This is a genomic window from Nocardia sp. No.11 (genome assembly GCF_038752175.1).
In the GTDB taxonomy this organism is placed as follows: Bacteria; Actinomycetota; Actinomycetes; order Mycobacteriales; family Mycobacteriaceae; genus Nocardia; species Nocardia canadensis.
In genome coordinates this window covers 48,199-73,153 of the sequence record NZ_JBCGFB010000019.1, presented here as the reverse complement: position 1 = coordinate 73,153, position 24,955 = coordinate 48,199, and the positions used below count along the sequence as shown (strand labels likewise).

Annotated in this window: 24 protein-coding genes and 1 pseudogene; 19 read left to right on the top strand and 6 right to left on the bottom strand. The window is 68.9% G+C overall.

Going from position 1 to position 24,955, the window contains the following annotated elements; all coding sequences use genetic code 11:
• The 9 genes and pseudogenes from V8688_RS09040 to V8688_RS09000 form a co-directional block, all read left to right on the top strand.
• Nucleotides 1–668, top strand: a pseudogene (locus V8688_RS09040) (serine/threonine protein kinase); the annotation flags it as partial.
• Between the two features lie 56 nt (nt 669–724).
• A complete protein-coding gene (locus V8688_RS09035; RefSeq protein ID WP_218719638.1) occupies nt 725–1,699 on the top strand; it encodes an NADPH:quinone oxidoreductase family protein in 975 nt (324 codons plus the stop codon).
• An 83-nt stretch (nt 1,700–1,782) separates the two neighbouring features.
• Complete coding sequence (locus tag V8688_RS09030; RefSeq protein WP_342800597.1) at nt 1,783–2,895, top strand: winged helix DNA-binding domain-containing protein; 1,113 nt, start codon at nt 1,783–1,785, stop codon at nt 2,893–2,895.
• 127 nt (nt 2,896–3,022) lie between these two features.
• Entirely contained in the window at nt 3,023–4,336 is a 1,314-nt protein-coding gene (locus tag V8688_RS09025; RefSeq protein WP_342800596.1) for an amidohydrolase family protein, read from the top strand.
• Between the two features lie 113 nt (nt 4,337–4,449).
• Nucleotides 4,450–5,235: an ABC transporter ATP-binding protein gene (locus V8688_RS09020; protein ID WP_342800600.1), complete on the top strand. Its 786-nt coding sequence runs from the start codon at nt 4,450–4,452 to the stop codon at nt 5,233–5,235.
• The gene (locus V8688_RS09015; RefSeq protein WP_342800595.1) at nt 5,235–6,083 is read left to right on the top strand and encodes an ABC transporter permease subunit; all 849 of its coding nucleotides are present in this window, start codon (nt 5,235–5,237) and stop codon (nt 6,081–6,083) included. Before V8688_RS09020 ends, V8688_RS09015 begins: the two co-directional genes overlap by 1 nt.
• Before the next feature lie 27 nt (nt 6,084–6,110).
• Nucleotides 6,111–7,280, top strand: a complete 1,170-nt coding sequence (locus V8688_RS09010; RefSeq protein WP_342800594.1) for a nitrate ABC transporter substrate-binding protein — start codon at nt 6,111–6,113, stop codon at nt 7,278–7,280.
• Between the two features lie 10 nt (nt 7,281–7,290).
• Nucleotides 7,291–8,283 (top strand): 2-oxoglutarate and iron-dependent oxygenase domain-containing protein, encoded by a 993-nt coding sequence (locus V8688_RS09005; RefSeq protein WP_218719644.1) that lies wholly within the window; start codon nt 7,291–7,293, stop codon nt 8,281–8,283.
• Nucleotides 8,284–8,313: 30 nt separating this feature from the next.
• Complete coding sequence (locus V8688_RS09000) at nt 8,314–8,958, top strand: GntR family transcriptional regulator (protein WP_218719645.1); 645 nt, start codon at nt 8,314–8,316, stop codon at nt 8,956–8,958.
• Between the two features lie 28 nt (nt 8,959–8,986).
• On the opposite strand, the gene V8688_RS08995 is transcribed toward V8688_RS09000, so the two are convergent.
• Nucleotides 8,987–9,502 (bottom strand): Lrp/AsnC ligand binding domain-containing protein, encoded by a 516-nt coding sequence (locus V8688_RS08995; RefSeq protein WP_218719646.1) that lies wholly within the window; start codon nt 9,500–9,502, stop codon nt 8,987–8,989.
• A gap of 141 nt (nt 9,503–9,643) precedes the next feature.
• Between V8688_RS08995 and hppD the strand changes: the two genes are divergently transcribed.
• The 8 genes from hppD to V8688_RS08955 all read left to right on the top strand — a co-directional run bounded on the left by hppD (nt 9,644) and on the right by V8688_RS08955 (nt 17,754).
• On the top strand, nt 9,644–10,789 hold the full coding sequence (hppD, locus tag V8688_RS08990) for a 4-hydroxyphenylpyruvate dioxygenase (RefSeq protein WP_342800593.1): 1,146 nt from the start codon (nt 9,644–9,646) through the stop codon (nt 10,787–10,789).
• A gap of 157 nt (nt 10,790–10,946) precedes the next feature.
• Entirely contained in the window at nt 10,947–11,471 is a 525-nt protein-coding gene (locus V8688_RS08985; protein ID WP_218719648.1) for a DUF3558 domain-containing protein, read from the top strand.
• Nucleotides 11,468–12,043, top strand: a complete 576-nt coding sequence (locus V8688_RS08980) for a DUF3558 domain-containing protein (protein WP_308248558.1) — start codon at nt 11,468–11,470, stop codon at nt 12,041–12,043. The genes V8688_RS08985 and V8688_RS08980 overlap by 4 nt, the downstream gene beginning before the upstream one ends.
• Nucleotides 12,044–12,327: 284 nt before the next feature.
• Nucleotides 12,328–12,702: a 30S ribosomal protein S12 gene (rpsL, locus tag V8688_RS08975; RefSeq protein ID WP_019049359.1), complete on the top strand. Its 375-nt coding sequence runs from the start codon at nt 12,328–12,330 to the stop codon at nt 12,700–12,702.
• Between the two features lies 1 nt (nt 12,703).
• Nucleotides 12,704–13,174 carry a 30S ribosomal protein S7 gene (gene rpsG / locus V8688_RS08970; RefSeq protein ID WP_019049358.1) on the top strand — a complete coding sequence of 157 codons (471 nt, stop codon included), beginning with the start codon at nt 12,704–12,706 and terminating at the stop codon, nt 13,172–13,174.
• Between the two features lie 150 nt (nt 13,175–13,324).
• The gene (gene fusA / locus V8688_RS08965) at nt 13,325–15,427 is read left to right on the top strand and encodes an elongation factor G (protein WP_218719649.1); all 2,103 of its coding nucleotides are present in this window, start codon (nt 13,325–13,327) and stop codon (nt 15,425–15,427) included.
• A gap of 114 nt (nt 15,428–15,541) precedes the next feature.
• Nucleotides 15,542–16,732, top strand: coding sequence for an elongation factor Tu (tuf, locus tag V8688_RS08960; protein WP_218719650.1), 1,191 nt, complete (start codon nt 15,542–15,544; stop codon nt 16,730–16,732).
• A gap of 206 nt (nt 16,733–16,938) precedes the next feature.
• The gene (locus V8688_RS08955; RefSeq protein ID WP_342800592.1) at nt 16,939–17,754 is read left to right on the top strand and encodes an alpha/beta hydrolase; all 816 of its coding nucleotides are present in this window, start codon (nt 16,939–16,941) and stop codon (nt 17,752–17,754) included.
• Between the two features lie 10 nt (nt 17,755–17,764).
• On the opposite strand, the gene V8688_RS08950 is transcribed toward V8688_RS08955, so the two are convergent.
• A complete protein-coding gene (locus V8688_RS08950; protein WP_316576371.1) occupies nt 17,765–18,082 on the bottom strand; it encodes a nitroreductase/quinone reductase family protein in 318 nt (105 codons plus the stop codon).
• Nucleotides 18,083–18,225: 143 nt separating this feature from the next.
• Entirely contained in the window at nt 18,226–18,654 is a 429-nt protein-coding gene (locus V8688_RS08945) for a PPOX class F420-dependent oxidoreductase (RefSeq protein WP_218719651.1), read from the bottom strand.
• Nucleotides 18,655–18,988: 334 nt separating this feature from the next.
• On the opposite strand from V8688_RS08945, the gene fusA (V8688_RS08940) reads away from it, so the two are divergent.
• Nucleotides 18,989–21,070: an elongation factor G gene (gene fusA, locus V8688_RS08940; RefSeq protein WP_342800591.1), complete on the top strand. Its 2,082-nt coding sequence runs from the start codon at nt 18,989–18,991 to the stop codon at nt 21,068–21,070.
• 127 nt (nt 21,071–21,197) lie between these two features.
• Here fusA (V8688_RS08940) and V8688_RS08935 read toward each other — a convergent pair whose 3' ends face one another.
• Entirely contained in the window at nt 21,198–22,082 is an 885-nt protein-coding gene (locus V8688_RS08935; protein WP_342800590.1) for a helix-turn-helix transcriptional regulator, read from the bottom strand.
• Nucleotides 22,083–22,184: 102 nt separating this feature from the next.
• Between V8688_RS08935 and V8688_RS08930 the strand changes: the two genes are divergently transcribed.
• Complete coding sequence (locus tag V8688_RS08930; RefSeq protein ID WP_342800589.1) at nt 22,185–23,699, top strand: MFS transporter; 1,515 nt, start codon at nt 22,185–22,187, stop codon at nt 23,697–23,699.
• Nucleotides 23,700–23,712: 13 nt separating this feature from the next.
• Here V8688_RS08930 and V8688_RS08925 read toward each other — a convergent pair whose 3' ends face one another.
• The gene (locus V8688_RS08925) at nt 23,713–24,330 is read right to left on the bottom strand and encodes a TetR/AcrR family transcriptional regulator (protein ID WP_342800588.1); all 618 of its coding nucleotides are present in this window, start codon (nt 24,328–24,330) and stop codon (nt 23,713–23,715) included.
• On the bottom strand, nt 24,330–24,686 hold the full coding sequence (locus V8688_RS08920) for an SPW repeat protein (protein ID WP_316576152.1): 357 nt from the start codon (nt 24,684–24,686) through the stop codon (nt 24,330–24,332). Before V8688_RS08920 ends, V8688_RS08925 begins: the two co-directional genes overlap by 1 nt.
• Nucleotides 24,687–24,955 lie beyond the last annotated feature (269 nt).

The window sequence follows — 24,955 nt, the reverse complement described above, 5'->3', positions numbered from 1 at the left end:
AGTGGACGCCGCCGCCGGGCTATCGGATGAACGGTCCGCAGCCCACCCGGCCCGGCGGATACACCCACCCCTCCGCGCCGCTGCCGCTGCCGCCGCGGCGCGGTTCGTCGACGCCGATCCTGGCCGGTGCGCTGGGCGCGCTGATCGTGGTCGCGGTGGTCGGCGCGGCGGTGTGGATCATGCTCAGCGTCGGCGACGACAAGCAGCGGACCATCGCCGATCCGCCGATCACGACCACCGGCGACGTGGTCCCGCCGCCGGTGATCGAGACGGTCAGCCAGACCGTCCCGACCACCCGGAACGCGCCGACCCCGACCCCGACGACGGTGCCGCCGCTGCAATCGAGCGTCTCCGGCGCCGACGGCCAGGGCTTCCTGACCAGCCCGCGCTGCAACGACAACGACGCCGCGATGACGATCGCGCGCACCACCGGCTCCCGTGTCGTCATCTGCCACACCGGCGACAACCGCTACTACTACAAGGGCGCGCGCGCCAGCGACGGCCTCGGGATCGAACTCGACGACCCGGTGCCGACCGGCGGTGGTGGTTTCACCGCGACCAATCCGACCGACGGCACGCAATATCAGCTCAGTTCGGCCGGACTCACCATCGTCAAGGGCGGCTCGGTGCTGGCCAGCGAGTCGGTGACGGAATTCGCCCATCGCTGATCGGTCCGCCGGGATATGTTCGCGGTAGAGGGTGTCACCGAGAGAGGTTCTGGAAAATGCGCGCAGCCCAGGTCGGCAAGCTGGATGGTCCGTCGGCGATCGAGATCGTCGAACTGCCCGAGCCGGTGGCCTATCCCGGTGGGGTCCTGATCGACGTGCACGCGGCGGGCATCGCCTTCCCGGACGTGCTGATGACGCGCGGCCTGTACCAGATGAAGCCGGGCCTGCCGTTCGTCGTGGGCGGCGAGGTGGCGGGGGTGGTGCGCGAGGCGCCGGAGGGCTCGGCCCTGCGCCCGGGTGATCGTGTCGCCGCGCTGACCATGCTCGGCAACGGCGTCGCCGAGGTGGCCGTCTCGCCCGAGCACGCCGTGTTCAAGCTGCCGGACAACGTCTCGCTCGACGCGGGCGCGGGCATTCTGTTCAACGACCTCACCGTCCACTTCTGCCTGACCAAGCGTGGCCGGATCGCCCAGGGCGAGACCGTGCTGGTGCACGGCGCGGCGGGCGGCATCGGCACCTCCACCCTGCGCATGGCCAGGGCGCTGGGCGCGGGCCGGGTGATCGCGGTGGTGAGTACCGAGTCGAAGGCGCAGGTGGCCAAGGCCAACGGCGCGACCGACGTGGTGCTGGCCGAGGGCTGGCTCGCCGCGGTGAAGGAGCTCACCGAGGGCCGTGGCGTCGACATCGTGCTCGACCCGGTGGGCGGCGACCGCTTCACCGACAGCGTCCGCTCGCTGGCCGGTGGCGGCAGGCTGCTGGTCGTCGGTTTCACCGCGGGCGAGATCCCGACGGTGAAGGTGAACCGGCTGCTGCTCAAGAATGTCGAGGTGGTCGGGGCCGCGTGGGGCGAATGGGTGATGAGCCACCCGACCTACCTGGCCGAACAGTGGGCCGAGGTCGAGCCGCTGCTGGCCTCCGGCGCCATCCCCGCGCCCGAGCCGGTGCTGTACCCGCTGGAGAAGACCGCCGAAGCCGTTGCGGCGCTGGACAACCGGACCGCCACCGGCAAGGTCGTCGTGCGGCTGCGCTGAGCGGACGGTGCCCGCTCGTCCCGGCGGCGGTCGGTGGCGGGCGGTACTGTCCATGTCGTTCGCCGGGTCGTCGAAGGAGCCGCATGCAGCTGTCCAATCGGGTACTCAACCGGACGCTGCTCGCCCGCCAGCACCTGCTGGAGCGCTCGACGCTGACCGCCGCGCAGATGTGCGATCACCTCGTCGGTCTGCAAGCCCAGGATGTCCCGCCGCCGTTCGTCGGATTGTGGGGGCGGATCGCCGAGTTCGATCCCGCCGTGGTCTCGGCGGGGCTCGAGGATCGCTCGCTGGTGCGGATCACCCTGATGCGCGGCACGATTCACCTGGTCACCCCGCCCGACGCGCTGCGCATCGCGCCGCACATCCAGCCGGAGCTGGAGAAGGTGCCGTTCCGCAAGGGCTTCAACTACGGCGCGATGGTCGGCCTCGAGCCCGACGAGGTGCGTGCCCACGGCGAAGCGGTACTCGGTGCCGAGCCGATGTCGGCCACCGCGCTGCGCGACGAAGCGGCCAGGATCTATCCGGATCGCGACCCGGGCGCGATCGTCCAGACCTGGCTCTATCAACTACCCGTGCTGCAAACACCGCCGCGCGGGCGCTGGCGCGACAACAGCAGGCCGGTGTGGTCGCGGGTGCAACCCTGGCTCGACGCACCCCTCGACCCGAGCTATCCGGTGGCCGAACTGATCCTGCGGTATCTGCGCGCGTTCGGCCCGGCGAGCACCATGGACATGCAGGCGTGGTCGCGTCTGCCCGCGATGAAGCAGGCCGTGGCCGCGCTGGGCGATCGGGTCCGCACCTACACCGACGAGCGCGGGCGCACCCTCTACGACGCCGCCGACCTCACGCTCGCCGACCCCGATCTGCCCGCGCCGGTGCGGCTGCTCGGCTGGTACGACAACGCCCTGCTCTCGCACCAGGATCGTTCGCGGATCGTCGGTGACAGCTCCGCGCCGCCGTTGCGGGCCTTCGCCGCCAACGTCTCGCCGGTCCTGATCGACGGCTTCCTGGCCGGTCTGTACAAGATCTTCGTCAAGTCCGGCACCGCGCGCCTGCGGATCAGCCCGATCCGGCCCTGGACGAAAGCCGAAGTCGCGCAGGTGGAATCGGAGGCGGCCGGGCTGCTCGCCTTCCTCGAACCGGAATCTGCCCCGGCCGTGGAGATCCTGGCGCCCGGTGCGGACGTTCGCCCGTGACACGGGTTTAACGCCGTGGCAACACCGGCTTCCTAGGGTCGGTGCCACGACGTTCATGGCTGCAACGGACGACGTGCTCCGCTGAACCGGGCGGGCGAACCAGCCGCATCCCAGAAGAGGTGCGCGCATGGGTTCCCCCGCGTCCGTTGTCATCACCGATGTCACCGTCTACACCGAACAGGGCTGGGCGCCCGGCGAGGTCGTCGTCCGCGACGGCGTCGTCGTCGCCCTGCGGGCGAGCCCCGAACACGCCGACCTGCCGCGCTTCGACGGTGGTTCCGGCTACCTGCTGCCCGGCTTCGTCAATACCCACACCCACCTGCAGCAAGCCGTGCTGCGCGGGGTCGGCGAGGGCCTGCCTCTGCTCGAATGGCTGCGCTGCGTCGGCGAATTCACGGTCGCGGCCACCCCCGAGCGGACCTATCTCTCGGCGCTGGCCGGCGGCCTGGAGCTGCTGCGCAGCGGGGTCACCACGGTGGTCGAGCACATGTGGCCGAGCCCGTCGGACGAGATCCACCAGGCGATGATCCGGGCGCTCGACGAGCTCGGCATCCGCGTCGTCCTCGGGCGCGGCCTCGCCGATCGGGCCGACAGCACTCGTAAGTGGGGCCTGGATCCGCGCCTGATGCAGCCGCTGGACGAGGCGCTGGCCCACGTCGACGCTCTCGACAAGCAACTGCTCGGCACCCGCATCAGCACCGCGCTGGCCGTGCCCAACCCCCGCTGCCTGACCCCGGAGGGGATGGCGGCCGCCCGCGAGTACGCCCAGGCGACGGGCAAGACGGTGTCGATACATGTTCTGGAGACCACCACCGACGAGGAGATGTGCCGATTGCATGCAGGCGCCGGTGCCGTCGACTACCTCGACGCGAGCGGTTTCCTCTGGGATCGCACGTTGGCGGTGCACTGCGTCAACCTCGACGCCCACGGCCGCGCGCTCTTCGCCGAGCGCGGGGTGGCGGTGTCCTACAACCCGGTCTCCAACATGCGCCTCGGCAGCGGCGTCGCCCCGGTGCCGGAGATGCTGGCCGCAGGCATCGAGGTGACCCTCGGCGTCGACGGCGCCGCCAGCAACGACACCCAGGACATGCTGCTGGCGCTCCGTCTCGGCGCGTTCCTGCAGCGTGCGGCCCACAAACAGGCCGACCTGCTCGGCTTCGCCGACATGCTGCACATGGCCACCGGCGCGGCGGGCCGCGTCCTCGGCAGGCCCACCCGCACCGGCGTCGCCGTCGGCGACCGCGCCGACCTCACCCTGGTCCGCTTCGATCGCGACTTCGCCTGCCTGCCGGTCCTCGACCCCGGCGCCACGCTGCTCACCGTCGCGTCGTCGCGGGTGATCGACACCGTCTGGGTCGACGGCGAGGCCGTGATCCGCGACGGCGTCAGTACCCGAGTCGACGCGCAGGAGCTGGCCGCGCGCCTGGTTCGCATGCGCTGATTGTTAATACGCCAGAAACGAAGCACGCATTGCATGTAATTCATTCAATTCACACTGATATTGATCTCAAGTTGCACGCAACATCGACAACCCCGCAGGAGAAGGTGATCACGGTGACGCTCTACGACACGGTGAACGACGCCGACGCGAGGACGCTGCTGTCCGGCCTGGAGGTCTCCTTCGCCGGCGTCGGCAAGCGCTTCGGCGGCGAGGAGGGCACGCTCGCCCTGACCGATATCGATCTCGACATCCGCGAGGGCGAATTCGTCGCGGTGGTCGGCCCGTCCGGCTGCGGCAAGTCGACGCTGCTGCGCCTGGCCGCCGGACTCGAGCCGGTGAGCGAGGGCGCCGTCGCGGTCCGCACGGACTCGATCGGCTTCATCTTCCAGGAGGCCACCCTGCTGCCGTGGCGCAAGGTCCGCCGCAATGTCGAGCTCTCGGCCGAACTGTCCGGTGTCGACCGGACCGTGCGCCGCGAACGCGTCGAACGGGCGATCGCGGCGGTCGGCCTGGCCGACTTCGCGAACAAACTGCCCCACCAGCTCTCGGGCGGCATGCGTATGCGCGTTTCGCTGGCCAGGGCGCTCTCGCTGGAGCCACGGCTGATGCTGCTCGACGAGCCGTTCGGCGCGCTCGACGAGATGACCAGGCTGAACATGCAGGAGGAGCTGCTGCGCCTCTACCGCGACAACGCCTTCACCGCGTTGTTCATCACCCACTCGGTCTCCGAGGCGGTGTTCCTCGCCTCGCGTGTGGTGGTGATGTCGGCCCGGCCGGGCCGCGTCCACGAGGTGATCGACGTCGACCTGCCCTACCCGCGCGATCGGGAGCTGCGCTTCGATCCCGCCTTCACCGAACTCGTCTCGCGCATCTCGCGCTCGCTGAAAGAGGCTGCCTGATGGTCAGTATCGCGGCCCGAGCCGTCGCCCCCGCCCGTCCGCGCCCGGCACTGCCGGTGTCGCAGGTCCGCAAGCTCGCCCGCGCCCTCGTCGCGCCGACGGTGTCTATCGCGCTGGCGCTGGCCGCCTGGTACGCGGTGTCGATGCTGGTGCTCAGCGAGGGGCGCCGCTTCCTGCTGCCGCCGCCGCACGTCGTGTTCAGCGAATCGCTCGCCGATCCGGCCAAGCTGGAGGTGATGGCCGAAGCGCTGGCGGTCACCGCCCGGGTGGCGCTCACCGGTCTGCTGATCTCGGCGGTCCTCGGCGTCGCCATCGCGGTGCTGATGAGCCAGGCCAAGCCGATAGAGCAGGTCGTCTACCCGTATGCCGTAGTCCTGCAAGCCATTCCGGTGCTCGCGGTGGTCCCGCTGATCGGGCTGTGGCTCGGCTACGGCTTCGCCGCCCGCACCACCGTCTGCGTGCTCATCGCCATCCACCCGATCATCGCGATGACCCTGTTCGGCATCAAATCCGTCGACGCCAACCTGCAGGAACTGTTCACCCTCGGCCGGGCGGGCAGGCTGCGCAGGCTCTGGTCGCTGCAACTGCCCGCCGCGTTGCCCTCGACGCTGACCGGATTGCGCACCGCCGCCGGGCTTTCGGTCACCGGCGCGATCATCGGCGACATGTTCTTCGCACAGGGCAAACCCGGCATCGGCACCCTGCTCGACACCTACCGCGCCCGCCTGCAATCGGAGGACCTGATCGGTGCGCTGCTGCTGGCCGCGCTGTTCGGCGTGCTCGTGTTCACCGTTTTCACCGTGGTGCAGAAGGTCAGCGTCGGCCGCTGGCACAACTCCGCGCACTAGCTCGTCCCCCTGCACAGAGGATCAACCATGAAGACACTTCCCTTGCGCCGCATCGGCATCGCCGCGCTCGCCGTGCTGCTGGCCGGCGCCGCGACCGCCTGTTCCGACGACGCCACCGACGGTCCCGCCGTCGCGCTGGAACCGGCGCCCGCCGAACAGCAGCTGGCCGGCGCCTGCCCGAGCACCGTCGTCGTGCAGTTGCAGTGGGCGCCCGAGACCGACTCCGGGCCGATCTTCGGCCTGCTCGGTCCCGGGTACAAGGTCGACGCCGACAACAACAAGATCACCGGTCCGCTCGTCACCGACGGCAAGGACACCGGGGTGAAGCTGGAGATCCGGGCCGGCGGTCCGGCGATCGGCTTCCAGACGGTGCCGTCGCAGATGTATGTCGACCAGAGCATCACCCTCGGCCTGGCCCACTCCGAGCACGCCATCGCGGCCGCCGGCCAGCAGCCGATCGTCGCGGTCACCACGCTGCTGCGCAACAGCCCGCAGATGCTGATGTGGGATCCCGGGACCCATCCCGAGTGGCGGGGGATCGCCGATATCGGCAAGTCGGGCAAGCCGATCGTGGTGTCGAAGGGACAGCTGTACCCGGACTGGCTGGTCGCCCGCGGGCTGGTGCAGCAGGGTCAGGTCGACGCCTCCTACGACAACTCCCCATCGCGGTTCGTCACCGATCCGTCCTTCGCCCAGCAGGGCTTCGCCAACGCCGAGCCCTTCACCTACGAGCACGAGGTGCGGGCCTGGAACAAGCCCGTCGCCTATCAGCTGCTCAAGGACGTCGGCTACGAGGGCTACGCCCGCACCGTGAACGTGCGCGCCGACAAGCTGGCCGAACTGCGGCCCTGCCTGCAGAAGCTCGTGCCGATGATCCAGCGGGCGACGGCGCGGTTCGAAGCCGATCCGGCACCGGTGAACGACGTGGTCGTCGACGTGGTGTCGAAGAACCCCAAGCTCACCCCGTACAGCGCCGAGCTGGCCGCCTTCGGGTCCAAGGCCCTCATCGACGGCGGTCTGATCGGCAACGACACCGACGGCGTCCTCGGCAGTTTCGACGAGGCCCGCGTCCAGCGCATCATCGACGAATTCGGACCCATCCTGCGCAAGGGCGGCGCGAACGTGCCGACCGGGCTGACCGCCAAGGACCTGGTCACCAAGGAATTCCTCGATCCCGCCATCTCCGTCACCGGCTAAGGAGCCATCCATGACCACCAGTTACGACCTGTCCGAAGTCTCGCGCGAGAAGCAGATGGGCGGCCTCGGTAAGGAAACCGATGCCCGCGAGATCCGCGTCGTCGACCTCACCGACTTCGAGCACCGCCGCGCCGAGATCACCGAGGAGCTGTGGGCCGCGGCCACCGAGATCGGCTTCTTCCAGCTCTCCGGCCACGGCATCCCGCAGGACCTGATCGACGAGATGTTCGGCGCGACAGCCGATTTCTTCGCGCTGCCCGAGGACGTGAAGGGGCAGTATCCGCTGGTCAAGCAGAACAACGCGGGCTGGGAGAGCCTGAGCCAGGTGCGTCCGTCCATCGGGGTGCCCGACCAGAAGGAGTCCTACCAGATCACCCGTCCGCACATGGACCAGCTCTGGCCCAGCGAGACCGAACTCGCCGGATTCCGTTCCCGTGTCCTCGATTTCGAGGAACGGGCGTGGGCGGTGGCGATGCGCGTGCTGTCCTGCTTCGCCGACCGGCTCGGCCTGCCGCGCGAGCACTTCACCGCCGCCCACGATCCGTCCTCGCCGAACTACCAGAGCGCGCTGCGGCTGCTGCACTACTTCGCGGTGCCCGAGGAGCTGCGCGGTGTCCCCGGGCGCTGGCGGGCCGGTGCGCACACCGACTTCGACTGCCTGACCCTGCTGTTCCAGCGCGACGGTCAGGGCGGCCTGCAGGTGTGCCCCGGCAAGGAGATGCAGGAGCAGGAATGGACCTCCATCACCCCGTCGTCGAGCCTGATCACCTGCAATATCGGTGACATGCTGACCCGTTGGAGCGACGACCTGCTGCCGTCGAACTTCCACCGCGTCCGCAGTCCGGGCGAGGGGGAGTACCAGGGTGAGCGCTACAGCATCGCCTACTTCGCCCAGGCCGACCGCGACGCGATCATCCAGGGCCCGGCGGGCAAATACCCGCCTGTCACCGCCGCCGATTTCCTGGCGCAGCGGGTGCAGGCGAACTACCGGCCCCAGGGATAATCGAGCACCGACACGGAAAGGACCACGGCGATGACCGACGAGAGCTCCGCGCTGCTCGGCCAGTCAGTGCACCGGCAGATCAGGCAGATGGTCCTCTCCGGCGAGCTGGCCCCGGGCCGATCGCTCAGCGTGCCCGCGCTGGCGACCCAGCTCGGGGTCAGCCGCAGCCCCGTCCGCGAGGCGGTGCAGCAGCTGATCTACGAGGGGCTGGCCGTCAGCGCGCCGCACGCGGGCGCCAAGGTGGCCGCCGTCGACGCGGCGCAGATCCGCGATGTCCTCGCGGTGCGCGCCGCCCTCGACGGGCTCGCCGCCGCCGCGGCGGCCACCCGGCTCACCGAAGCGGACCTGGACAAGCTGGCGAGCATCATCGCCGCCCAGGAGGCCAACCTCGACGACGCCACCGACGCGGCCCGCGACGCCCAGCTCGACCTGGAGTTCCACACTTTCATCCGCGACGCCTCCGGCAACAGCTGCGTGGTCGACGAGCTGGCCCGGCTGGAGGCCAAGGCCCACCTCTACCGCGGCGACCTGTGGTGCTCGGCCCGCAACCGCCGCGTCGCCCTCCGCGAACACCGGCGCATCGTCGAAGCACTCGAATCCGGGCATCCCGAGTCGGCGCGCACGGCCGCCGAGGCGCACGTGCACGGCCTGCTGACCCGCCTGGGCAGGCGGTGAGCGGTCAGCCTGGGCAGGCGGTGAGCGCTCAGCGCGGCTCGCGGTAGGCGGGCGCCTTCGCGGTGCCCGCCGGGGTCAGCGTGCGCAGCAGCGGCATGGTGCGGCGCGCGATCACCGTCGACAGCACGATCACGCTGTGCGACCGCACCACCGAACCGGTCCGGTCGATGCTGAGCAGCACGGCTTGCAGGCCGGCGTGTGAGTCGGCGCCGATCCGGCACAGTACGTCACCGGACCCGGTGGTCGCGTAGGCCTCGAGCACGCCGGGAATGGCCTCGAGCTCGGCGCTGACGGTGTCGAGCGCGCCCTGCGCGATCTCCAGCGTCACGAAGGCCTGCACCTCGAATCCGGCCGCGGTGACGTCGATCTGCGGGTCGTAGGAGGCGATCACCCCCGACTCCTCCATCCGGTTGATCCGGGCCTGCACGGTGGCCCGCGCGACCTTCGTGCGGCGCGAGAGTTCGAGGATTCCGGCCTTCTGATACGTGTGCATCGCGGTCAGGATCGCGAGATCGAGTTCGTCCAGTTTCGCTGGCGTCCGCATCGAGAGACCTCCGTGCCGTGCGCGGTCGAGTGCTATTCAAATTGTCCACCATCGGGGGTGAATCGGTAGCTTCTCGTGTCAGCCTGTTCAGGGTTCTCCGGTGTTGTTGCCTAGGTCGGCCGGGGCGAGATTTCCTTGGTCATGACCATTGAGCAGCAGCTCGTCGGGCTGATCGAGCACGACGACAGCGTCGATCCGTTTCCGGTGATCGGGTGGGACGCGCTGGTGTGGGTCGTGGGTAACGCGACCCAGAGCGCGCACTTCCTGCAGTCGGCGTTCGGGATGCGGCTGGAGGCCTACTCCGGTCCCGAGACCGGCAATCGCGACCACAAGGCGTTCGTGTTGCGCAGCGGGGGAGCGCGCTTCGTCGTGCAGGGCGCGGTCGACCCGGACAGTCCGCTCGTCGCCCACCACGACCGGCACGGCGACGGCGTCGTCGACATCGCGCTCGAGGTGCCCGACGTGGACCGCTGCATCGCCTGGGCCCGCGACCACGGTGCGCGCATCCTGGTCGAACCACACGACGCGACCGACGAATTCGGCACCGTCCGCTCCGCGGCCCTGGCCACCTACGGCGAGACCAGGCACACCCTGGTCGACCGGTCGCGGTACTACGGGCCGTATCTGCCCGGCTATGTCGCGCGCACGTCCACCCATCAGCGGCGCACCGCCCGGCTGTTCCAGGCGATCGACCATGTGGTCGGCAATGTGGAGCTGGGCATGATGGACCGCTGGGTCGACTTCTACCGCAGCGTCATGGGATTCACGAACATGGCCGAGTTCGTCGGCGACGACATCGCCACCGAGTACTCCGCGCTGATGAGCAAGGTCGTCGCCAACGGCAACCACCGGGTCAAGTTCCCGCTCAACGAACCGGCCGTGGGCCGCAAGCGATCCCAGATCGACGAGTATCTCGAGTTCTATCGCGGCCCCGGCGTCCAGCACATCGCCCTGGCCACCGGCGACATCATCGCCACCGTCGACGCCATGCGCGCCGAGGGCGTTGAATTCCTGCCCACCCCCGACACCTACTACGAGGACCCCGAACTGCGCGCCCGCATCGGGCACGTGCGCGTCCCGGTGGCGGAGCTGCAGCGCCGCGGCATCCTCGTCGACCGCGACGAGGACGGCTACCTCCTGCAGATCTTCACCCGACCCCTGGCCGACCGCCCCACCGTCTTCTTCGAACTCATCGAGCGGCACGGTTCACTCGGCTTCGGAAAGGGCAATTTCAAGGCCCTTTTCCAGGCCGTCGAACGCGAGCAGGAGGCCCGCGGCAATCTGTGAGTGCCGTTGCTGACAGAAGAACGCGTCGTCGCGCTCATCCATGAATGGCGCCCGCCGATCGATGAGTGCGGCGGAGCGGGCGAGATCGGTTGCGCGTGGGCGAGGTCGCACCATCGGATACGGTCTCCAGCCCGCCCCACTGGGTAGAGTTTCGGCTATGCGGTTCAAACCTGCGGTGGCGATCGGGCTGGCGTGCGTGGCACTGGCTGCCTGCGGGTCGGGCGGCTCCGACGACTCCTCGGGTTCGTCGCGGACGCCACCCAAGGTCGCCGCGCTGGGGCCGTTCGTCGGGGAGTGCGGACATGTCGGTGACGACGAGGTGCGGTCGATCGCCGGTCTCCCGCAGGTCTCGGCGGTGTTCCGCAACGCGGTCGGGTGTAACTGGCAGTCGGCGGGCATCGATTCTTCCGTGGTCACCTTCGCCTCCTACCGAGGTAGTCCGATAGATCGAGAGCGGGCCTGGGTGCAGTCCAAGGACCGCGTCGTCGAGTCGGTCACGGTCCAGGGGCGCACCGGGTTTCAGTCGTACGGAACCAGCTACGGCGCCACCACGTGCGATTTCGCCATCGGGCTCGGCGACGATTTCTTCGAGTGGTCGACCTACGGGTACACGGCCCCCGGGCGTGGCCCGTGTGACGCCGCCCGGCAACTGGCCGAACTGACGTTGGGGAGATTGCAGTGACCGGGACGCGCTCACCTCGGCCGGCCGCGCGCCTCGCGGCGATCGCCGTCATCATCGCCGCCGCGGGCACCGCGCTGGCCGGCTGCGGCCGGACGGTGCCGGGGGCGCCCGCCGCGGTCGGTGAAGGCGGCGGGGGGAGCGCGGTCAACGTCGATTTCGACAAGTTGCTGCGTGAGTGTGAGGTTCTCACCGAGGAACAGATGGCCGAAGCCGTCGGCGGCGACGCGCAATTCAACGACTCCTTCGTCGGAGCCGTGTGCATGTGGGATGTCGTCGGTGCGCCCGGCGGCGGCGCCAAGCTGACTTTGAACTGGTACGAGCACGGCTCGCTCAACGTCGAGCGGCAGACGTATCAGAAGCTCGGCTACAACTCGGCGATCACCACGATCCAAGGGGCGTCCGCGGTCGAGATCCGTCGTCCGGGTGATCCCGACTCCTGTGGTGTCAGCGCCAAAGCCGCCGACGCGGGTGTGGTCGGCTGGTGGATCAACTATCGGGCGGGGTCCGCCCATCCCGATCCGTGCCCGGTGGCGGCCAAGCTGGTCGAACTCACCTTGAACCGAGCCCGCTAGACTCCTGACCAGGTGCCCCGCTTTGACCCTCTGCGGGACACACGGGTATCGTGGATCCCTGTGCCCGGATTGCTACGGGCAAGTTCGTGCGTGAACGTAGGCCAGCGAGAGCGGCCGGTACGTTCCAGCGTGCCCAGAAAAAGGGCCCTGAGCTGCGCGCGACACGCCCGACCGCGGGTAGAGGAAAACACGGTCGGACGTGCGAGTGAAAGCTCGATGAACTGAAGACATGTGTTCTGCCCACCGCAATACAAGCCGCAATTACCAATAAGGAAAGCCGGTCTATGCCAACCATCAACCAGCTGGTCCGCAAGGGTCGCCGCGACAAGGTCTCCAAGACCAAGACTGCGGCCCTGAAGGGGAGCCCGCAGCGTCGTGGCGTGTGCACTCGCGTGTACACCACCACCCCCAAGAAGCCGAACTCCGCGCTGCGTAAGGTCGCGCGTGTTCGCCTGACCAGCGCAGTCGAGGTCACGGCGTACATCCCCGGCGAGGGTCACAACCTGCAGGAGCACTCGATGGTGCTCGTCCGTGGCGGTCGTGTGAAGGACCTCCCCGGTGTCCGCTACAAGATCATCCGTGGCTCGCTGGACACCCAGGGTGTGAAGAACCGCAAGCAGGCCCGCAGCCGCTACGGCGCCAAGAAGGAGAAGAGCTGATATGCCACGCAAGGGCCCCGCACCCAAGCGTCCGCTGATCAACGACCCGGTCTACGGGTCGCCGCTGGTCACTCAGCTGGTCAACAAGATCCTGCTGGACGGTAAGAAGTCCACCGCCGAGCGCATCGTCTACGGTGCTCTCGAGCAGGCGCGTGAGAAGACCGGCACCGATCCGGTCGTCACCCTCAAGCGTGCGCTGGACAACGTCAAGCCCGCCCTCGAGGTGAAGCCCCGCCGCGTCGGTGGCGCCACCTACCAGGTGCCGGTCGAGGTCCGTCCGGGCCGCGCCAACACCCTGGCGCTGCGCTGGCTGGTCAGCTACTCCCGCGCTCGTCGCGAGAAGACCATGGTCGAGCGTCTCGCCAACGAGCTCCTCGATGCCAGCAACGGCCTCGGCGCTTCGGTGAAGCGTCGCGAGGACACCCACAAGATGGCCGAGTCGAACCGGGCCTTCGCGCACTACCGCTGGTGATTGCCGCCCGGCCCGTCGCTAGTGTCGGCGCCGGAAGGCTTTCAGTCGGGACGCGGCACTTCGGTGCCGCCCCCGGCGTTGACATTGTGACGACCCGAACCAGGGTCGTTCCCGAGAATCCCAACTAGCTAACGAGCGGGGAAGATTTCCGTGGCACAGGACGTGCTCACCGACCTGAACAAGGTCCGCAACATCGGCATCATGGCCCACATCGATGCGGGCAAGACCACCACTACCGAACGCATCCTCTTCTACACCGGTATCACGTACAAGATCGGTGAGGTCCACGACGGCGCGGCCACCATGGACTGGATGGAGCAGGAGCAGGAGCGTGGTATCACCATCACCTCCGCCGCTACCACCTGCTTCTGGAAAGACAACCAGATCAACATCATCGACACCCCCGGGCACGTCGACTTCACCGTCGAGGTGGAGCGGTCGCTGCGCGTGCTCGATGGTGCGGTCGCCGTGTTCGACGGCAAAGAGGGTGTCGAGCCGCAGTCCGAGCAGGTGTGGCGTCAGGCCGACAAGTACGACGTGCCGCGTATCTGCTTCGTGAACAAGATGGACAAGCTCGGCGCCGACTTCTACTTCACGGTGCAGACCATCAAGGATCGTCTCGGTGCCAAGCCGCTGGTCATCCAGCTGCCGATCGGCGCGGAGAACGACTTCGAGGGCATCGTCGACCTGGTCGAGAACAACGCCAAGGTCTGGAAGGGCGAGACCAAGCTCGGCGAAGAGTACGAGGTCGTCGAGATCCCGGCCGATCTCAAGGACAAGGCCGAGCAGTACCGTCAGGAGCTGCTCGAGACCGTCGCCGAGTCCGACGAGTCCCTGCTGGAGAAGTTCTTCGGCGGCGAGGAGCTCTCGGTCGAGGAGATCAAGGGCGCCATCCGCAAGATGACGGTCAACTCCGAGCTGTACCCGGTGCTGTGTGGTTCCGCGTTCAAGAACAAGGGCGTGCAGCCCATGCTCGACGCGGTCATCGACTACCTGCCCTCCCCGCTGGACGTCGAGGCCACCACCGGCCACGTGCCCGGCAAGGAAGACGAGCTGGTCACCCGCAAGCCGAACGTCGACGAGCCGTTCGCGGCCCTGGCGTTCAAGATCGCGGTGCACCCGTTCTTCGGTGAGCTCACCTACGTCCGCGTGTACTCGGGCAAGGTCGACTCCGGCTCGCAGGTCGTCAACTCGACCAAGGGCAAGAAGGAGCGTCTGGGCAAGCTGTTCCAGATGCACTCCAACAAGGAGAACCCGGTCACCACCGCGTCGGCCGGCCACATCTACGCCGTGATCGGTCTGAAGGACACCACCACCGGTGACACCCTCTCGGACCCGCAGAACCAGGTCGTCCTCGAGTCGATGACGTTCCCGGACCCGGTCATCGAGGTCTCGATCGAGCCCAAGACCAAGTCCGACCAGGAGAAGCTCGGCACCGCGATCCAGAAGCTGGCGCGCGAAGATCCGACGTTCTCGGTCAAGCTGGATGCCGAGACCGGCCAGACCGTCATCGGCGGCATGGGCGAGCTCCACCTCGACATCCTCGTCGACCGCATGAAGCGCGAGTTCAAGGTCGAGGCGAACGTCGGTAAGCCGCAGGTGGCCTACCGCGAGACGATCACCAAGCCGGTCGAGAAGCTCGAGTTCACGCACAAGAAGCAGACGGGTGGCTCCGGCCAGTTCGCGAAGGTCATCATCGCGGTCGAGCCCTTCGTCGGCGAGGACGGCGCGCACTACGAGTTCGAGAACAAGGTCTCCGGCGGTCGCGTGCCCCGTGAGTACATCCCGTCGGTCGACGCGGGTGCCCAGGACGCCATGCAGTACGGCGTGCTCGCCGGCTACCCGCTGGTGAACCTGAAGGTCACCCTGCTCGACGGCGCGTACCACGACGTCGACTCCTCGGAAATGGCGTTCAAGATCGCGGGCTCGCAGGCCCTCAAGGAAGCGGCCCGTAAGGCCGGTCCGGTGATCCTCGAGCCGCTCATGGCGGTCGAGGTCATCACGCCCGAGGATTACATGGGCGACGTGATCGGCGACCTCAACTCCCGCCGTGGCCAGATCCAGGCCATGGAGGAACGCAGTGGTGCCCGTGTCGTCAAGGCGCTGGTTCCGCTCTCGGAGATGTTCGGTTACATCGGTGACCTGCGGTCGAAGACCCAGGGCCGCGCGAACTACTCCATGGTGTTCGCCCAGTACGCGGAGGTTCCGGCCAACGTGTCCAAGGAGATCATCGCCAAGGCGACCGGCGAGTAATTCGCTTGCCGGGGCCAAGTACGCTTGGCCCCGGCAACCGGGCGTCAGCACGACCCCCCTTAATAACCGCACTGCTGCAAAAAAGCACGCACTAACTAGTCCAGGAGGACAACAGTGGCGAAGGCGAAGTTCGAGCGGACGAAGCCCCACGTCAACATCGGCACCATCGGTCACGTCGACCACGGCAAGACCACGCTGACTGCGGCGATCACCAAGGTGCTGGCTGACAAGTACCCGGATCTGAACGAGAGCTTCGCTTTCGATCAGATCGACAAGGCGCCGGAGGAGAAGGCTCGTGGTATCACGATCAACATCTCCCACGTCGAGTACCAGACCGAGAAGCGCCACTACGCGCACGTCGACGCCCCGGGCCACGCCGACTACATCAAGAACATGATCACCGGTGCCGCCCAGATGGACGGCGCGATCCTGGTCGTGGCCGCCACCGACGGCCCGATGCCGCAGACCCGTGAGCACGTGCTGCTCGCCCGTCAGGTCGGCGTGCCCTACATCCTGGTCGCGCTGAACAAGTCGGACATGGTCGACGACGAGGAAATCCTCGAGCTCGTCGAGATGGAGGTCCGCGAGCTGCTGGCGTCGCAGGAATTCGACGAGGATGCCCCCGTCGTGCGCGTCTCCGGCCTGAAGGCCCTCGAGGGCGACGAGAAGTGGGCCGAGTCCATCGTCGAGCTCATGGCTGCCGTCGACGAGTCGATCCCGGACCCGGTCCGTGAGACCGAGCTCCCCTTCCTGATGCCGGTCGAGGACGTCTTCACGATCACCGGTCGTGGCACCGTCGTCACCGGTCGCGTCGAGCGCGGCATCATCAACGTGAACGAGGAAGTCGAGATCGTCGGCATCCGTCCGGACAAGACCAAGACCACGGTCACCGGTATCGAGATGTTCCGCAAGCTGCTCGACCAGGGCCAGGCGGGCGACAACGTCGGTCTGCTGGTTCGTGGCATCAAGCGCGAGGACGTGGAGCGCGGCCAGGTCGTCGTGAAGCCGGGCACCACCACCCCGCACACCGAGTTCGAGGGCCAGGCGTACATCCTGTCGAAGGACGAGGGCGGCCGCCACACCCCGTTCTTCAACAACTACCGTCCGCAGTTCTACTTCCGTACGACTGACGTGACGGGCGTTGTGACCCTGCCCGAGGGCACCGAGATGGTCATGCCCGGTGACAACACCGAGATGTCCGTCAAGCTGATCCAGCCGGTCGCCATGGACGAGGGCCTGCGTTTCGCGATCCGTGAGGGTGGCCGCACCGTCGGCGCCGGTCGCGTCACGAAGATCATCAAGTGAGTCTGTAGACCCACTGACACCGCAACGGCGTCGCTCCCCCGGGAGCGGCGCCGTTCGGCGTTTCCCGGGGCTGTCGCGTGGCCACAGCACCAGTGATCCAGCGCGGCGGCCAGTGACGAGATCGCCATGACCTCCGGGGTCATCGCGGGGCGGCACCACGCTGGGTAGCGTTCGGGAGGGAGATATCCGGCGGATCGGAGGCAGGCGTGTCTGTGGTGCAGGGGTTCGAGGTCACCGCGGGTGTGCTCGAGCACGGGATGCCCTATCTGGCGTTCGGGGACGGGCCGCCGCTGGTGTTTCTCCGGTGGTTCACGCCCGATCACGCGAATCCGCGGGGGTGGATGCGGAGCTCGGAGATCAAGACGATGGCGCCGCTGGCCAGGAACTTCCGGGTGTACGCGGTGAATCGGGCGCCGGGGATGGCGGTGGGGACGACGATGGCCGATATCGCGCGCGAGCATGCGGAGGCGCTGTTGGGCGAGTTCGGTGCTCCGGTCGACGTGCTCGGGATTTCGTCGGGTGGGTCGCTGGCCTTGCAGCTCGCCGCGGATCATCCGTCGGCGGTGCGGCGGCTGGTGGTCGCGTCGTCGGGGTATCGGCTCGAGGACGCTGCCAGGAAATCGCAGATGAAGTACGCGACGGCGGCCGCCGCGGGCAAGCGGGCGCTGCATCATCTGGCGACCCAGGGGATCGAGTCGCGGGTCAAGGCACGGCTGGTCGGCGCGGTCGCCTGGCTCGCAGATCCCCTGGTGCGGCCGAAGAACCCGGCCGACACGCTCGCGTTCGTGCGCGCCGAGGACGCGTTCGACCTCGACGGCAGGCTCGCCGACATCACCGCCCCGACCCTGGTGGTCGGCGGTGAGCGGGACGAGTACTACTCCGTCGAGACCTTCCGGCGCACCGCCGACGGCATTCCCGACGCCCGCCTCGTGGTCTACCCGGACACCAGCCACCTCGGCGCGATCAAGCACGAGCGCTTCGCTGCCGACGTCACCGCGTTCCTGACGGCGCCGGGAATCTGAGCGGCGGGAATCAGGCCGGGGCGAGCAGGCGGACGCGGACGGTGACCCGGCCACGGTCGTCGCGGTGGGTCACCGCGTGACCGGCCTTGTCGACGCCGTCGATGCGCAAGGTGATCGGGCCGCCCTCGCCGAGGAAGTTGCGCCACCACTGCTTCTTGTCGGGCATGGCCACGCCGATGACGTACTCGTCCCCGGAGCGGCGGTAGCTGACCGGGGTGCTGAAGGTGCGTCCCGAGCGCCGGCCGACGTAGCTGACCTGCGCGAACGCCTTACCGAGGAACTTGCCGACGACGGGGGCTTCGGTCAGCGCGACCACGCCCGCGTTCATGCCGTGCACGACTCGGCGCAACACTGATTCCTGACTCAACGGCTTCTCCTGCCTGAGGATGAAGAACGGGCTCGTTGCGCCCACGGTACCGAGGTTCTTTGGCAGAGCCCTGAGAGTTCCTGGGGCCGAAACGGTTCCGGCGTTCAGCGGATCTTGGCGCCGTAGACGTGTTCGACGCTCAGCGCCATGAGGACGCGGCGGTCGGCGACCATGACCTCGCGGTACTCGTTCCAGTCCGGGTGCTCGCCGGCGGCGGCGCGGTAGTAGTCGACGAGGGCGGCGACCTCGGGGCCGTCGGGATCGGTGCCGGGACCGGTCAGGGTGACGCTGCCTTCGGCGGTGGCCCAGGACCAGCCGTCGGGCGCGGTCACCTCGACGGCGGCCCTGGGGTCGCGGCGCAGGTTGGTGGTCTTGGCGCGGCCTTCGGTCATCGAGACGTAGATGACGCCGGCTTCGCGGTCGTAGTACGGGGTGACGGGCGACAGCTGGGGCCGTCCGTCCGCCTTGATGGTGGCGAGCACGCCGAGCTTCGCTGTCGCGAGCAGATCGTGCGGGTCGAATGCCGCTGTCATCGGTGGGTCTCCTCTGGGTGGGCTGACTCGCTGGACGAGGCCACCGCGATCGACGGCGATGTCCCCTCGGTGAGACGAACTGCCGTGACCGCCGATTTATGCCCGCCGGGCCCCGAGGACATCGGCCGGGAAAACCCGTCGACAGCGCGGGGTCCGAGCGCGTAGAACTGGGGGCATGGTTACGGTACGTCCGCATTCGCGGCGCTAGTTCGCATCGGGTCCTCGGGCGCCGGTGTGGCGCCGCGTGATTCGATGCCCGTGCCGTCCGGTGGAACGCACAACTGGCGAGCGTCGACTTCTTCGACCGAACTAGTTGACGTACTGGGGGATTCCCATGACCACGAGCCGGCCCGACCTCGCCCGCATGCGCAATATCGGCATCGCGGCCCATATCGACGCGGGCAAGACGACGACCACCGAACGCATCCTGTTCTATACCGGCGTCACCCGCACCCTGGGTGAGGTCCACGACGGCACCGCCGCCATGGACCGGATGATCCAGGAGCGCGAGCACGGCATCACCATCGCCGCCGCGGCCACCACCTGCCGGTGGAACGAGCACGAGATCACCATCCTCGACACCCCCGGCCACGTCGACTTCACCGTCGAGGTGGAGCGATCGCTGCGGGTGCTCGACGGCGCGGTCGCCGTGTTCGATGCCAAGGAGGGCGTCGAGCCGCAGTCCGAGCAGGTGTGGCGGCAGGCCGACCGCTACGGCGTGCCCCGCCTCTGTTTCGTGAACAAGATGGACAAGCTCGGCGCGGACTTCGCGTTCACCGTGCGGACCATCGCGGAGCGACTCGGCGTGCGGCCGTTGGTGATCCAGCTGCCGATCGGCGCCGAGCGCGAGTTCGAGGGCATCGTCGACCTGGTCGAGATGACGGCGAAGGTGTGGCGCGGGGACACCGACCGTGGCGCGCGGTTCGAGATCGTCGAGATCCCGGACGACCTGCGCGTCACGGCCGAACAGCACCGCGAGGCGCTGGTGGCCGCGGTCGCCGAGGCCGACGAGGCGGTGCTGCGGCGCTACCTGTCCGGCGCGCCGATTCCGGTCGACGTGCTCAAGGCCGCCATCCGCACGATGACGATCGACGCGCGCGCCTACCCGGTTCTGTGCGGTTCGGCGCTGGCCAATATCGGCGTGCAGCCGCTGCTGGACGCGGTCGTCGACTACCTGCCCTCGCCGCTGGATGTCGTTGCCGTGCACGGGTTCTCGCCGGAGGGTGAGTACCTCGAGCGCGCACCCGATGTCGCCGAGCCGTTCGCGGCGCTGGCGTTCAAGGTGGCGCTGCATCCGTTCTTCGGCAAGCTCGTGTACCTGCGGGTCTACTCGGGACATGTCGAACCCGGTGCGGCCGTACTGAATTCGACCACGGGACGAAAGGAGCGCCTGGGCAAGCTGTTCCAGATGCAGTCGAGCACCGAGATCGCCGTCGATCGGGTGCGGGCCGGGCAGATCTGTGCCGTCATCGGCCTGAAGGAGACGCGCACCGGCGACACCCTGTGCGATCGGAACCATCCGGTCGTGCTGGAGTCGATGGCCTTCCCCGAACCCGTCTTGGCGGTCTCGATCGAACCGCGGACCCGCGCGGATCAGGACAAACTGGGCACCGCCCTGGCGCGCCTGGCCGAGGAGGATCCGACGTTCACCGTGCAGGTCGACGCCGAGACCGGTCAGACGGTCATCGGCGGCATGGGCGAGCTGCATCTGGAGATCCTGGTCGACCGGATGCGCCGGGAGTTCCGGGTCGAGGCCGAGATCGGCGCGCCCCGGGTGGCCTATCGCGAGACCATCACCGCCGCCGTCGAGCAGTTCGAGTACACCCATCGCAAGCAGGTGGGCGGGCGCGGGCAGTTCGCCAAGGTGGTGATCGCGGTGCGGCCGCACGTGGCCGAGGACGGCGCGGTCTACGAATTCGAGAGCCGGGTGGCCGGTGGGCGCGTGCCGCGGGAGTACCTGCCCGCGGTCGACGCGGGCGCGCAGGACGCGCTGCGGGTCGGCGCGCTCGCCGGGTTCCCCCTGGTGAACGTGCGGGTGACGCTGCTCGACGGCGCCGCCCACGTGCAGGATTCGTCGGATCTGGCGTTCCGGCTGGCGGGTGCGGCGGCGGTGCGCGCGGCGGTCGCGCGGGCGAAGCCGGTGCTGCTCGAACCGGTGATGGCCGTGGAGGTCGTCACCCCGGAGGAGTATCTCGGCGAGGTGATCGGTGATCTGAACGCCCGGCGCGGGCGGGTCACCGAGCTCACCGAGCGGGCGGGCGCGCGCGTCGTGCGGGCCCTGACTCCGCTGCAGGAGATGTTCGGCTACATCGGGGATCTTCGTTCGAAGACCCGCGGCCGAGCGACCTACTCCATGGTGTTCGACTCCTACGCGCCGGTTCCGGCCGGCGTCGCGGAGTCGATCATCGCCGGCTGACGAGGCGCAGGTGGCGTCGTATCCACGGATACGGCGCCACCTGCTCGGACTGCTTGCGGTCGAACGTGGCCGCGGGCGCCGCGATGGAAAGTCGGTGCTGTCCGCCCGTTGATGCCGAGCTAGCCGCTCATTCGGGGGTGACGACCCGATCCGGGCGGTTCGCACTCTCCGCTGCCGCCCGGGCGAGCAGCCGCAGCGCGTCGGCGGTGCTCGCGTCGCGCGGGGTGTAGACCTCGAGCCGATGATCGGGGCTGTCCGGCTGCAACCACACCTGGTAGTCGACATCGACGTCGCCGACGGTGGGATGGTGCAGGTGCATCGCGCCGACGGTGCAGTCGGCGACTTCCCCTTCGGCCCACCGGGTCGCGAACTCGGTGCTGCGCATGGCGAGTTCGCCGATCAGCTCGGCCAGGTGCGCGTCGGTGGGGTAGCGGCCCGCGGTGAGGCGCAGGTAGGCGACGTGGACGCGGGCCAGTTCGGACCAGTTGCGGTGCAGGTCCCGGCTGAGCGGATCGAGGAAGAACATGCGCGGGATCGACGGCCGCACCGCCGGATCGGCCGGCGCGGCGGCATCGAGGTGTGCGGCGAACAGGGCGTGCCCGGTGGGGTTCCAGGCCAGGACGTCACCACGGCGGCCGAGGACGAGCGCGGGCATGCTGTCGCCGAGCGCGTCGAGCAGGGCGAGGACTCGCGGGTGCGCGCGTTCGGGCCCGGACCGCGTCAGCCGGGGCGCGGCGGGCGATTCGGCCAGGTTGTGCAGGTGGGCGGTCTCGGCGACGTCCAGCCGCAGCACCCGCGCGATGGCATCGATGACCTGCGCCGACGCCGTTCCCGCCTGGTCCTGTTCGAGCCGCGTGTAGTACCCGGCGCTGACCCCGGCCAGCTGGGCCAGCTCCTCGCGGCGCAGACCGGGAACCCGGCGGGTCACGCCGTAGGTCCGTAACCCGATGGACTCGGGCGTGACCCGGCCGCGGCGGGACTTGAGGAAGGCGCCGAGGGTTTCCAGTTCCATGCCTTCCGATCGTAGGCACGGCGGCCGGGCGGCGGGTGTCTCTGCGAGGTGTACCCATCGCCGGGTCTGGCTGCCGGGCGCGGACCGCCGCAGATTCGGGACATGACTCGACACGACGCCCCACCCACGCCGGTGCGGGCCTGGCTCGGCCTGCTGGTGATCCTTGGCCCGGTGCTGCTGGTCGCCATGGACGGCTCGGTGCTGTTCCTGGCCATGCCCGCGCTCACCGAGGCCCTCACCCCGAGCGCCGACCAATCCCTGTGGATCCTGGACAGTTACGGCTTCGCGGTCGGCTCGCTGCTGATCGCGTTCGGCGCCATCGGTGACCGGTACGGGCGGTTGCGGCTGTTGCTGATCGGCGCCGCGGTCTTCGGTATCGCCTCGGCGGCAGCGGCTTTCGCGCCGAACGCGGCGATCCTGATCGGATTGCGGGTGCTGATGGGCGTCGCCGGGGCGACGTTGCTGCCGTCGGCGCTGGCGATCCTGAGCACCCTGTTCCCCGATCCGCGTACGCGGGCCCAGGCCATCGGCATCTTCGCCGCCACCTTCGCCGCGGGCTTCGCGATCGGGCCGATCGTGGCGGGACAGCTGCTCACCAGGTTCTGGTGGGGATCGGTGCTGTTGCTCAATCTGCCGGTGCTGCTGGTGTTCCTGCTGCTGGCGCCGGTGCTGCTGCGCGAGGTGCGCGCGCCGGGCACCGGCCGGGTCGACGTGGCGAGTGTGCTCGCCTCGGCCGCCGGATTGCTGCTCACCATGTACGCGCTGAAGCACGCGGCGGCCGACGGTCCGTCGGCGACCGGCTCGGTGGCCGGGCTGGTGGGCGTCGCCCTGCTGGCGTGGTTCGTGCGCAGGCAGTTCCGGATCGCGCACCCGCTGGTCGAATTCGGGCTGTTCGGCAATCCGGTGTTCGCGATCGCGATCGTCACCGGGTTCCTGCCGCTGGCGGCGTGGTCGGCGACGGCCTATCTCGCGAGTACCTATCTGCAATCCGTGCTGGGGCTCACGGTCGCCCGCGCCGCGTGGCTCGCGGTGCCCGGCGCCGTCGTCCTCCCCGTGGCGGCGGTGCTGACCCCGGCCGTGGTCGCCCGGATCGGCCGGTCGAACGCGCTGATCAGCGCGCACTTCGGCATCGCGGCGGGACTGCTGCTGTTGCTGCTCGCCGACGACGCGGCGGGCATCGGCTGGTACATCGCCTCGACCGCCGTCGCCGGAATCGGGTACGGGATTTCGTTCAGTGTGGTCGCCGATATCGCCGTCGCGGCGGTGCCGCCCGCGCGGGCGGGATCGGCCGCCGCGCTCGCCGAGACCGGCAACGAACTCGGCAACGCGATCGGGATCGCGGTCTTCGGTTCGCTGGCCGCGCTGGTCTTCCGGCTGGCCGGACCCGATCTCGCACCGACCCTCGGCGAGACGTTGCGGCTGCCCGGGGCGGCTCCCGCGACGCTCGACGCCGCGCGCGGCGCGTTCGTCACGGGACTGCACGCGGTCGCGTCGGTCGCCGCGGTCCTGCACCTCGTGCTGGGCGGGGTGGCGGTGCGGGTCCTCCGTCCCCGCGCGGCCGTGGTCGGTACGCCGGACGCCGTGACCGGCGACGAACGCGCCTCCGCGCCGGGGTGAGGGCGGGCGGTCCTCAGCCGAGCTGGGTCATCCCCGCCGCCACCACCTGGGCGACATCGAGCAGGTCGTCGGGGGTCGGCACCGGGACGCCGTCCAGGGCGTGCAGGCGGTCGGTGCTGGCGATGGCGAACATGGCCGAGACCCAGGCCGACGCGCACGCGTGCAGGGTGCTCGGACGGACGGGCGTGGGGACGCTGGCCTGCAGGACGCGGGCGGTGGCGTCGAGAAGCTGGTCGCGCAGGTTGCGCAGGGTACGCCGCACGTCGGGGTGGGTGTCGGCCTCGCGCCACATGATCACCCGCAGGACCGAGGAATGGTGGTCGCGCAGGTTGATGGCGGAGTCGAGGTTGATCAGGCTGGCGGCCGGATCACCGGGGGCGACCACGGCTCCGAGATCGTCGATCGGGTGTTCCGGGACGCGTTCGCGCATGAGCGCGGACAAGATCGCGTTCTTGGTGGGGAAGTAGTAGAAGACCAAGCCCTTGGGCACACCGGCGGCCGCGGCCAGGGCCGCGGTCGGGGTGGCGTCGAATCCCTGTGTGGCGAACAGGTTCTCGGCGGCATCCAGAATGAGTTGCCGGGCGTCGCCATCGCGTTTCGCGTTGCGGCGCCCGACGCGTCGGCCCGGCATCAGTGATGCGGAGCCATCTTGTGCAGGCGTTCGTTCATCGCGGGCAGCGCGGCGACCGCCACCACCGCCGTCACTACCCCGACCACCCATGCGGTCCAGGAGGCGCCGCGGAACGCGGTGAAGTCCATCGCCCACGGCGAGATGAACAGCAGGACGCCGAACAGGCCCATCGCGTAGTCGGCGCTGGACATGCTCGCCCGGGCCATCTGGATCAGCCCGGTCGCGGCGATGAGTACGCCGAGCACGATGAGCGTCCAGCGGGCGTTGTCGTTGGTGTCGACCCACAGGGGCGACAGCGCGGTGAATGCGCCGAGCACGACGGCGAGAAGATCCTGTGCGCGGCTGTCGGTGAACATGGGGAATGCCTCCTCGATGAGACGAAAAATACTTCTGACCTCGGTCTACCCCTGATTGACCGCCCGGTCGACATCGGAAGCGGCACGGTTGCGTTGCGACGTGGGTGTCACCTGTGGCGGGTCGCACTGGTACAAACATCTTCGGGGCCGTAGTGGCCCGCAACACAAGAACATGGCATGAGCGGTCAGCGCCCGAAGGCGGCAGTCTGCGTAACCACGTAGGGCGCCCGAGCATGCCGAATCGAGAGAGCATGAGCGGTCAGCTCCCG